Source organism: Streptococcus sp. 5905, assembly GCF_013276505.1.
In the GTDB taxonomy this organism is placed as follows: Bacteria; Bacillota; Bacilli; order Lactobacillales; family Streptococcaceae; genus Streptococcus.
The window spans coordinates 1-9,648 of sequence record NZ_VMLC01000009.1; the positions used below are offsets into that span (position 1 = coordinate 1).

The window sequence follows — 9,648 nt, forward strand, 5'->3', positions numbered from 1 at the left end:
CGATTCCGTCTCGCGCCATATACTTATGACTAGGAAGGGTAGCGAAGAGGCTAAACGCGGCGGACTGTAAATCCGCTCCTTCGGGTTCGGGGGTTCGAATCCCTCCCCTTCCATTCCTTTAGTTACGGGCATAGTTTAAAGGTAGAACTAAGGTCTCCAAAACCTTCAGTGTGGGTTCAATTCCTACTGCCCGTGTTTATAGAATTATGGCGGGTGTGGTGAAGTGGTTAACACACCAGATTGTGGCTCTGGCATGCGTGGGTTCGATCCCCATCACTCGCCTATTTTATATTATTGGGGTATAGCCAAGCGGTAAGGCAAGGGACTTTGACTCCCTCATGCGTTGGTTCGAATCCAGCTACCCCAGTTACTATTTGCCGGCGTGGCGGAATTGGCAGACGCGCTGGACTCAAAATCCAGTGTCCGCAAGGACGTGCCGGTTCGACCCCGGCCGCCGGTATAGTAATAACGACAAGGTTTTCGGACCTTGTTTTTTGATTTAGTGAAGATTTTGATATTTTTCTTTAAGTACAGATAACTGATGAATTATCTTTTTCTTCTTATTCTAATCATTTTTAGTGTGTTTTTGGTATAATATTACTTATTCACATTTTATGTAGATTATGAAAGAGTTTGGTGGTTAATGTCTCGTTCTGTTGAATTGCTAAAGAAACGTTACTTAAAGAATATAAAAGAGGAGCCTGATTTATTTATTGGGATTGAGTTAGAATATCCTATTGTAAATTTAGAGGGTGAGGCTACGGATATCGAGGTTGTTAAGGATCTCTTTCGGTATTTACCATCAGTACTGGGTTTTACTATCGAAAAAGTGGATGATTTTGGGAATCCAATTCAGTTACTTGATCCAGTCAGCCAAGATACGATCTTATTTGAGGTTGCTTATACGACGATTGAGTTTGCATTCGGAAAGGCCGAATCTATTCAAGAGGTTGAAGAGCGTTTTAGGGCCTATATGGATACGATTCAGAAAAAGTTGGGTGAATCTAATCATGCAATCGTTGGTTCTGGTATCCATCCATACTGGGAAGAGAACGAGAATCAACCAGTAGCTTATCCCCGCTATCAGATGTTGATGGCTTACTTGAACTTGAGTAGAAGTGTGACTAGTATAGGTTTACATGATTTTCCTGAGTATGGAGCCTTTATCTGTGGGAGTCAGGTTCAACTGGATGTTTCAAGGTCCAACTACCTTCGTGTTATCAATGCTTTTACGCAAATTGAAGCGGCAAAAGCTTATTTGTTTGCCAATTCAGAGTTTTCAGGGGAAGATTGGAATACCAAGATTTCTAGGGATATTTTTTGGGAAGAGTCTATGCATGGGATTTATCCTGAAAATGTAGGTGTCAATACTAGACTCTTTAAAGATGAGGATGATTTTTTTGATTATCTGGATCACTCTGCGATTTTTACTGTGGAACGGGATGGTGAAACCTATTATTTTTATCCAATTCGAGCAAAAGATTACTTAGGAACCCCGGAAATTCATGCCTTCGCCCTTGATGGGGAAGAGATTCTTCTTTATCCTCAGGAGAAGGACTTTCAGACACACCGTAGTTACCAGTACCAAGATTTGACAACTCGGGGGACTATCGAGTTTCGTAGTGTGTGTACTCAGCCGCTTGATAAGACATTTGCTTCTGCTGCCTTTCACTTGGGATTGTTGCTTAATTTAGATAAGTTAGAAGCTTACTTGCGGACTGCTCCATTTTTTACTACAGCTGGTCGTGATTACAAGTCTTTAAGGCGACAATTTTCTAAGAAAAAGCTCACAGATGAGGAAGAATCTGCAATTAATGAGTTTTCAAAAGCCTTACTCCTTCTAGCTGAGGAAGGACTGGAGAAGAGAGGCAAGCAAGAAATGACCTATTTACAACCTTTGAAAGAAGAATTGGGCCTATAATTTCTCTTGTAAAGGGAGAATTTTCTGAAAAATCATGATATAATGGAAGAGACTATAGATAAAGGATAGAGATTCATGACATTAGTTTATCAATCAACGCGTGATGCCAACAATACAGTAACTGCCAGCCAAGCTATTTTGCAAGGTTTGGCGTTGGATGGTGGTTTGTTTACACCGCTTACTTATCCAAAGGTAGATTTGGACTTTGAAAAATTGAAAGATGCTTCTTACCAGGAAGTTGCTAAGTTAGTTTTGTCAGCATTTTTAGATGACTTTACAGCTGAGGAGTTGGATTACTGCATCAACAATGCCTACGATAGCAAGTTTGATACTCCAGCTATTGCGCCTTTGGTGAAACTAGCTGGGCAATACAACTTGGAACTCTTCCATGGTTCAACGATTGCCTTTAAAGATATGGCCTTATCAATCTTGCCATACTTTATGACGACTGCCGCTAAAAAGCATGGTTTGGAGAACAAGATTGTCATCTTGACAGCGACATCTGGTGATACTGGGAAAGCCGCTATGGCAGGGTTTGCAGATGTGCCTGGTACTGAGATTATCGTCTTTTATCCAAAAGACGGTGTCAGCAAGGTACAAGAGTTGCAAATGACTACTCAGACTGGCGACAATACTCATGTTATCGCTATTGATGGAAACTTTGATGATGCGCAAACTAACGTGAAGCATATGTTCAATGATGTGGCCCTTCGTGAAAAATTGGCAGCTAATAAGCTACAGTTTTCATCAGCTAACTCTATGAATATCGGTCGTTTGGTGCCACAGATTGTCTACTATGTTTATGCCTACGCTCAGTTGGTTAAGTCTGGTGAGATTGTGGCTGGTGAAAAGGTCAACTTCACAGTACCAACAGGAAACTTTGGAAATATCTTGGCTGCCTTTTATGCCAAGCAAATTGGTCTGCCAGTTGGTAAATTGATCTGTGCTTCAAATGACAACAATGTCTTGACAGACTTCTTTAAAACACGTGTCTATGACAAGAAACGTGAGTTTAAGATAACAACTAGCCCATCTATGGATATCTTGGTATCTTCAAACTTGGAGCGCTTGATTTTTCATCTTTTGGGGAATGATGCGGTTAAGACAGCTGATCTTATGAATGCCTTGAATACACAAGGACAATATGAATTGACAGACTTTGATGCAGCGATTCTGGAACTCTTTGCAGCTGAATATGCGACTGAGGAAGAAACTGCGGCAGAAATTAAACGTGTTTATCAAACAGATGGCTATATCGAGGATCCACATACGGCGGTTGCCTCAGCTGTTTATAGAAAATACCAAGTGGCTACTGGCGATGCGACTAAGACAGTGATTGCTTCAACAGCTAGTCCATACAAGTTCCCTGTGGTTGCAGTAGAAGCTGTAACAGGAAAAACAGGCTTAACTGACTTTGAAGCTTTGGCTCAATTACATAAAATCTCAGGAGTGGCAGTGCCACCAGCGGTTGATGGCCTTGAAACAGCTCCAGTTCGTCATAAAACAACAGTGGCAGCTGCTGATATGCAAGCAGCGGTTGAGGCTTATCTAGGACTTTAAGACAGAGGGAGTAAACTCGGTTGGGAAACCAACTGAGTTTCTTTTCATCAGGAGGAAGGATTGTTTAAGAAAAATAAAGACATTCTTAATATTGCATTGCCAGCTATGGGTGAAAACTTTTTGCAAATGCTCATGGGAATGGTGGACAGTTACTTGGTCGCTCACTTGGGACTGATAGCTATTTCAGGTGTTTCAGTTGCTGGCAATATTATCACGATTTATCAGGCGATTTTTATCGCTCTGGGAGCTGCTATTTCCAGTGTTATTTCAAAAAGTTTGGGGCAGAAAGATCAGTCCAAGCTAGCCTACCATGTGACTGAGGCGTTGAAAATTACTTTACTATTAAGTTCCCTTTTAGGAGCTTTGTCTATCTTTGCTGGGCAAGAGATGATAGGACTTTTGGGAACTGAGCAGGAGGTGGCTGAGAGTGGTGGGCTCTACCTATCTTTGGTGGGTGGATCGATTGTTCTCTTGGGCTTGATGACGAGTCTAGGTGCCTTGATTCGTGCAACGCATAATCCGCGTCTACCCCTCTATGTGAGTCTGTTATCCAATGCCTTGAATATTCTTTTTTCAAGTCTAGCTATTTTTGTCCTTGATATGGGGATAGCAGGTGTTGCTTGGGGGACTATCTTGTCTCGCTTAGTCGGTCTTGTGATTTTGTGGTCGCAATTAAAGCTGCCTTTTGAGAAACCGACTTTTGGTTTAGATAAGGAACTATTGACCTTGGCTTTGCCAGCGGCAGGAGAGCGGCTTATGATGAGGGCTGGAGATGTAGTGATCATTGCCTTGGTCGTGTCTTTTGGAACGGAGGCAGTGGCTGGAAATGCAGTCGGAGAAGTCTTGACCCAGTTTAATTACATGCCTGCCTTTGGCGTCGCTACGGCGACGGTCATGCAGGTGGCTCGAGCAGTTGGAGAGGATAACTGGGAAAGAGTAGACGAGGTAAGCAAACAAACCTTTTGGCTTTCTCTACTTCTCATGTTGCCCTTAACTCTCAGTATCTATGCCTTGGGGGCACCACTGACACACCTCTATACGACCGACCCTATAGCAGTTGAAGCGAGCGTTTTGGTGGCACTTTTCTCACTACTAGGGACTCCCATGGCGACAGGGACAGTTATTTATACGGCAGTTTGGCAGGGATTGGGAAATGCTCGCCTCCCCTTTTATGCGACAAGTATTGGGATGTGGTGTATCCGCATTGGGACAGCCTATCTGATGGGGATTGTTCTTGGTTGGGGCTTGCCTGGTATTTGGGCAGGAACTCTCTTGGATAATGGTTTTCGCTGGTTATTTCTACGTTACCGTTACCAGCGTTATATGATGTTGAAAGGATAGGAGATGCAAAAAATAGCCTTTATTTGGGATTTAGACGGGACTTTATTGGACTCTTACGAAGCGATTTTGTCAGGGATTGAGGAGACCTTTGCTCAGTTTTCTATTCCTTATAATAAGGAGAAAGTGAGAGAGTTTATCCTCAAGTTTTCTGTGCAGGATTTGCTGGAGCAGGCGGCAGAAGAGAGAAACCTGGATGCGGAAGTGCTCAATCAGGTACGTGCCCAGAGCCTGGCTGAGAAGAATGCTCAGGTAGTTTTGATGCCAGGTGCGCGTGAAGTGCTAGCTTGGGCAGACGATGCAGGGATTCAGCAGTTTGTCTATACTCATAAGGGGGACAATGCTTTTACCATTCTCAGAGACTTGGGATTGGAGTCCTATTTTACAGAGATTTTAACCAGTCAGAGCGGTTTTGAGCGGAAGCCAAGTCCACAAGCGGCTAACTATCTGTTAGACAAGTATCAGCTGGATCCTGATAACACCTATTATATAGGAGACCGGACTCTGGATGTGGAATTTGCCCAGAATAGCGGTATTCAAAGCATTAACTTTTTGGAGTCGCCTTATGAAGGGAATCACAGGATTCAAGCACTGGCAGATATTCTTCATATTTTTGAGAGTAAGTAACTATAAGATTGTGTCAGTTGTGTGACAGAGACCTAACAAACTATTTCAAGTAATCGAGTTTGTTACAAGGAATAGACAGTTCTATTAAATAGGCCCGAGAGGGCTTTTTTTCTGCTTTTTTTGTGTTATGATAGACAGGTACTCATTTGAAAGGAATAGGAACGAATGAAGAAAAGAATTATTTTAGCTTCAACAGTAGCCTTGTCTTTTGCCCCGGTTTTGGCAACTCAAGCAGAGGAGATCCTTTGGACTGCTCGTAGCGTTGAGCAAATTAAAAATGATGTGACTAAAACGGACAACAAAACAAGCTATACAGTTCAGTATGGTGATACCCTGAGCACGATTGCAGAAGCTTTGGGAGTAGATGTGACGGTTCTTGCTAATTTGAATAAAATCACCAATATGGACTTGATTTTCCCAGATACTGTCCTCACTACAACTGTCAATGAGAAAGAAGAGGTAACGGAAGTTGAAATCCAAACTCCTCAAGCAAATGCTAGTGAAGAAGTGACGACTGCGACAGCTAATTTGACGACAAATCAAGTGACTGTTGACGATCAAACTGTTCAGATTGCAGACCTTTCTCAACCAATTGAGGAAGTACCAAGTGCAACAGAGACCGAAAAATCAACAGAAGTAGCGTCAAGTTCAGAAGTTTCTGAGACAGCGACAGTTGCTGAGGAGACACCATCTACAGAAACACCTGTAGCTGAAGAAACAGCTGAAACGACTCCAGCGGAAGCACCAGTAGCAGCAACAACTCCAGCAGAAGCACCAGTAGCAGCTGCTCCAGCAACCGAAATACCTGCTGATACAACAGGAACAAGTGCAACAGCAGCATCAACAGCAACTTCTGACACTGCAACTTCGACATATCTAGCAGAGCAAAGCCAAACGGCTTCAAGAACTTATTCGGCTCCAGCTGCTCCTGATTATGCAGGACTTGCTGTAACCAAGTCTGAGAATGCTGGTCTTCAACCGCAAACAGCAGCCTTTAAGGAAGAAATCGCTAACTTGTTTGGCATCACATCCTTTAGTGGTTACCGTCCTGGAGACAGTGGGGACCATGGTAAAGGTTTAGCTATCGACTTTATGGTTCCAGTGAGTTCAGCACTTGGTGATCAAATCGCGGAATATGCGGTTCAAAATATGGCTAGCCGTGGTATCAACTACATCATCTGGAAACAACGTTTCTACGCTCCATACGATAGTAAATATGGACCTGCCTACACTTGGAATCCAATGCCAGACCGTGGTAGTGTGACTGAAAACCACTATGACCACGTTCACGTTTCAATGAATTAAGAATAATAAGAAGCTATACATTTAAAAGTGTAGCTTCTTTTTGTGTAAAATAGTATTGATAAGTGAAATAAAATCTAAAACATGTTAAAATGTAAGCGAATACAAAACTATGCTAACGCTTTTAAGCATAGAGAGAAAGGATGAAGTGAATGACAAATCGATTAAAAACTCCATTTGAGAAAACAAGAGATGATTTTGAAGAGGAATTTTGTGGTGAAATTGTCGAATTCTTGATTTTTACCCTCCAAAATGTAACTGGGGCCGCTTCTTTAAAAGATGGTTGTAAAATGCCGTCCGTTCATTTTAAAGCTAGTGTCAATGTTGCAACCCAGGAATTCTCTGAACGTGAGGGACGTTTGGAATGGGTATTGACTCCTGAGGAATTTGAAGAAAAGAGATGGGGCTTTAGTTTTGAACCCTACAAAATTCATCATATCAAATGTCAAAAACGCCCCTTCATGGAGTTAGAGCCATATATGTCAGAAGTAGCTAATAACTGCTACCACTTGCTGGAATACCTAGATGACCAATCCTCAGACTCTAGGTTAGAGACCTTGATTGAAACCTATCAAAAACCGGTCATCATTCAAGACGATATTGGCGAATTCACCTTAAACAGAGCCTATTCTTGGTTTGAAGGATTTATCACTTACGAGGGTGGTGGTAAGATTCATGCTATCTTTGCTGCGAGTGCAGATGAAAGTCTCCCTCCAAGTTCTTTTGATGATCTAAAGAAATTTATGGGAACTTTCCAAGTTCAAGATACTCGGATTAAAGACTATATTGTCAAAGAACTGTGGGAAACAGCTCAAGACTGGATAGATTCAGATGAAAATGATGTGGAGTTAACAGAAGAGTATTTTACCAACTCTCTTTCCTTGAGTGAACTATCGATCAACGAAGACGGGGAATTGACCCTCTACTATGATGATAGCGAGGAAATTTTTGCGGGCCATGCCATCGAAGTTGTCATTGATAAAGAGGGAGAAATCCTTCGAGCAGATTTGGTAGGTTAGTGCTGGATTTTATCTAGAATATAGAAATAATAGCCTTTTGGGATTGAAACCAAGAGGCTATTTTTCGTGAGTAAGCAAAATAGTTGCGTTTTTAATCTTTCTGTAATATACTTGATAGCTCAATAGTTGATAAATCAAGTGTACGCAAGGAGGTAGAAATGAAAAAAATTAACGACTTACTGTACCAGCTCCATTTAACAGATCAGATGATCACTCAACTTTTTGAGAAACAATTGGGAATTAGTTTGACCCGCTATCAAATCTTGCAGTTTTTACTGCAGCAGTCACCCTGCAACCAGATTGCCGTTCAGGAGAAGTTGCAAATCGACCAGGCGGCCTTGACCCGTCATTTTAAGATACTAGAGTCAGAGGGCTATGTCAGTCGCAAGCGTAATCCGGCCAATCAGCGAGAAGTCTTAGTTGAATTAACCCAAGAAGCCAAGAATCAACTCTTAGTCAGTCCGCCTAAACATCATTTGCGAGTGAAGGAACAGATGGAGAGCATCTTATCGACAGCCGAGCAGAAAGAGCTAACAACTTTACTGACGAAACTAGTGTCAGGTCTAGAAAAAATAGAATTTTAAGGAGAAAACGATGTCAATCATTACTACTATTTTAGCAACCCTTGTTGCCCTCGAACATTTTTATATCTTTTATTTGGAGAGTATGGCAACCCAATCAGATGCAACCAGCCGAGTCTTTAATATGGACAAGGAAGAGTTGACTAGACCCTCTGTCACCTCACTGTTTAAAAACCAAGGGATTTATAATGCTTTGATAGGTGTCTTTCTCTTGTATGGGATTTATTTCTCACAAAGTTTGGAAATTGTGACTATCTTTGTTTTATTTGTGCTTGGTGCAGCGATCTATGGTTCTCTGACAGCAGACAAGAAGATTATTCTGAAGCAAGGCGGGCCTGCTATTTTGACTCTGCTGAGTATGTTACTTTTGAAATAAGAAAACCAGCGTCCTGAACGACGCTGGTTTTTGTAGACTCTCATCCATTTCGACGTTTACGGGCTAGTAGGGCTCTGTAAAAGAAGATGTGATTGTTCTGGATATAGGGAAGGAGTGAAAAGCTAGCAATTCCAAAGGTGATCCAGTTGAGGAAGTACCAAGGGAGTAGTTGTAGGTCGAGGACAAAGCGCTGGAATTTGTAACCTTTCATCAAGAAACGGCTAGTTTTCAGGATTTGACGGGGTTTAGCATGTCCTAAATCCAGAGTGTCGCAGAGGAGGAATTCTACCTGCGAGTAGGCATAATGTTGTGGAATGTAGAGGATGTTTCCCACAATCATCAAGATGAGACTCGCGAAAAAGTAGAGCCCAAAGGTCAGAAGGAACTGCTCCGTTTCAACGGATGAGAGGTCTAATTTTGGAAATTCAGGATGTAGGGCGACAAATCTCCTAGCCAATAGATTGCTATAAAAGAGAAAATAAACGCCTACTAAGTTTGGAATGCTCCATAAAAAGAGGTAGAAACGTTTGAGGAGCAGGGTCAGGAAGGTTTGCGAGAAGCGCTCTTCAGCAAAGAGGGCCAGACTTGATTTTACGGAGAGTTCCGTATCAGGATCCTTGAGAAGTCTGAGTGTCGCAAAGGCAGCACCTGCTAGAAAAATCGTGCTCATAAAAGAAACCACTAGTGGGAAGAGATAGGCTTGGAGCATTTGTGCCAGCATGCTGAAAAAGGATTGCTCTAAAACACTTTCTTGGAGACGAGCCAAGGGGTTGAGAAAGCCTGATAAGATGACCAGTATGCTAGGTAAGAGATAGACGAGAAAGAGGCGGGGATTTTCAGCCTGAAATTGCCTCGTCTGCAGACGAATAGTTTTTAAATCAATTTTTGGGTATTTCATTCTTTCATTATACCATAAATAGTACA

9 protein-coding genes and 5 tRNA genes are annotated in these 9,648 nt (G+C 42.1%); 13 read left to right on the forward strand and 1 reads right to left on the reverse strand.

Annotated elements, in window-relative coordinates; genetic code table 11:
• Nucleotides 1-32 precede the first annotated feature (32 nt).
• From HT680_RS08890 to HT680_RS08950, 13 genes are all read left to right on the forward strand, one after another.
• Nucleotides 33-113: transfer RNA gene (locus tag HT680_RS08890), tRNA-Tyr, on the forward strand.
• An 11-nt stretch (nucleotides 114-124) separates the two neighbouring features.
• Nucleotides 125-195, forward strand: a tRNA-Trp gene (locus HT680_RS08895).
• Nucleotides 196-209: 14 nt separating this feature from the next.
• A tRNA-His gene (locus HT680_RS08900) sits at nucleotides 210-282 on the forward strand.
• Nucleotides 283-295: 13 nt separating this feature from the next.
• Nucleotides 296-367: transfer RNA gene (locus HT680_RS08905), tRNA-Gln, on the forward strand.
• Nucleotides 368-376: 9 nt separating this feature from the next.
• Nucleotides 377-460 (forward strand) — tRNA-Leu (locus tag HT680_RS08910).
• A 183-nt stretch (nucleotides 461-643) separates the two neighbouring features.
• Nucleotides 644-1,921, forward strand: a complete 1,278-nt coding sequence (locus HT680_RS08915) for a gamma-glutamylcysteine synthetase (RefSeq protein ID WP_173259810.1) — start codon at nucleotides 644-646, stop codon at nucleotides 1,919-1,921.
• 75 nt (nucleotides 1,922-1,996) lie between these two features.
• Complete coding sequence (thrC, locus tag HT680_RS08920) at nucleotides 1,997-3,481, forward strand: threonine synthase (protein WP_173259812.1); 1,485 nt, start codon at nucleotides 1,997-1,999, stop codon at nucleotides 3,479-3,481.
• A gap of 60 nt (nucleotides 3,482-3,541) precedes the next feature.
• A complete protein-coding gene (locus HT680_RS08925; RefSeq protein WP_173259814.1) occupies nucleotides 3,542-4,822 on the forward strand; it encodes an MATE family efflux transporter in 1,281 nt (426 codons plus the stop codon).
• 3 nt (nucleotides 4,823-4,825) lie between these two features.
• A complete protein-coding gene (locus HT680_RS08930) occupies nucleotides 4,826-5,446 on the forward strand; it encodes an HAD family hydrolase (protein WP_173259816.1) in 621 nt (206 codons plus the stop codon).
• 165 nt (nucleotides 5,447-5,611) lie between these two features.
• Nucleotides 5,612-6,751 (forward strand): LysM domain-containing protein, encoded by a 1,140-nt coding sequence (locus HT680_RS08935; protein ID WP_173259818.1) that lies wholly within the window; start codon nucleotides 5,612-5,614, stop codon nucleotides 6,749-6,751.
• Nucleotides 6,752-6,900: 149 nt separating this feature from the next.
• Nucleotides 6,901-7,767 carry a DUF2262 domain-containing protein gene (locus HT680_RS08940; RefSeq protein WP_173259820.1) on the forward strand — a complete coding sequence of 289 codons (867 nt, stop codon included), beginning with the start codon at nucleotides 6,901-6,903 and terminating at the stop codon, nucleotides 7,765-7,767.
• Between the two features lie 158 nt (nucleotides 7,768-7,925).
• Complete coding sequence (locus tag HT680_RS08945) at nucleotides 7,926-8,351, forward strand: MarR family winged helix-turn-helix transcriptional regulator (RefSeq protein ID WP_000723482.1); 426 nt, start codon at nucleotides 7,926-7,928, stop codon at nucleotides 8,349-8,351.
• Nucleotides 8,352-8,361: 10 nt separating this feature from the next.
• A complete protein-coding gene (locus HT680_RS08950; protein WP_125450603.1) occupies nucleotides 8,362-8,724 on the forward strand; it encodes a DUF1304 domain-containing protein in 363 nt (120 codons plus the stop codon).
• A gap of 40 nt (nucleotides 8,725-8,764) precedes the next feature.
• Here the strand turns inward: HT680_RS08950 and HT680_RS08955 are convergent, their stop codons facing one another.
• On the reverse strand, nucleotides 8,765-9,622 hold the full coding sequence (locus HT680_RS08955; protein WP_173259822.1) for a DUF975 family protein: 858 nt from the start codon (nucleotides 9,620-9,622) through the stop codon (nucleotides 8,765-8,767).
• Nucleotides 9,623-9,648 lie beyond the last annotated feature (26 nt).

Bases quoted from the DNA above. Each gene is read 5' to 3' on its own strand.
- HT680_RS08915 (WP_173259810.1), top strand. From the start codon at position 644: ATGTCTCGTTCTGTTGAATTGCTAAAGAAACGTTACTTAAAGAATATA.
- thrC (WP_173259812.1), top strand. From the start codon at position 1,997: ATGACATTAGTTTATCAATCAACGCGTGATGCCAACAATACAGTAACT.
- HT680_RS08930 (WP_173259816.1), top strand. From the start codon at position 4,826: ATGCAAAAAATAGCCTTTATTTGGGATTTAGACGGGACTTTATTGGAC.
- HT680_RS08935 (WP_173259818.1), top strand. From the start codon at position 5,612: ATGAAGAAAAGAATTATTTTAGCTTCAACAGTAGCCTTGTCTTTTGCC.
- HT680_RS08940 (WP_173259820.1), top strand. From the start codon at position 6,901: ATGACAAATCGATTAAAAACTCCATTTGAGAAAACAAGAGATGATTTT.
- HT680_RS08945 (WP_000723482.1), top strand. From the start codon at position 7,926: ATGAAAAAAATTAACGACTTACTGTACCAGCTCCATTTAACAGATCAG.
- HT680_RS08950 (WP_125450603.1), top strand. From the start codon at position 8,362: ATGTCAATCATTACTACTATTTTAGCAACCCTTGTTGCCCTCGAACAT.
- HT680_RS08955 (WP_173259822.1), bottom strand. From the start codon at position 9,622: ATGAAATACCCAAAAATTGATTTAAAAACTATTCGTCTGCAGACGAGG.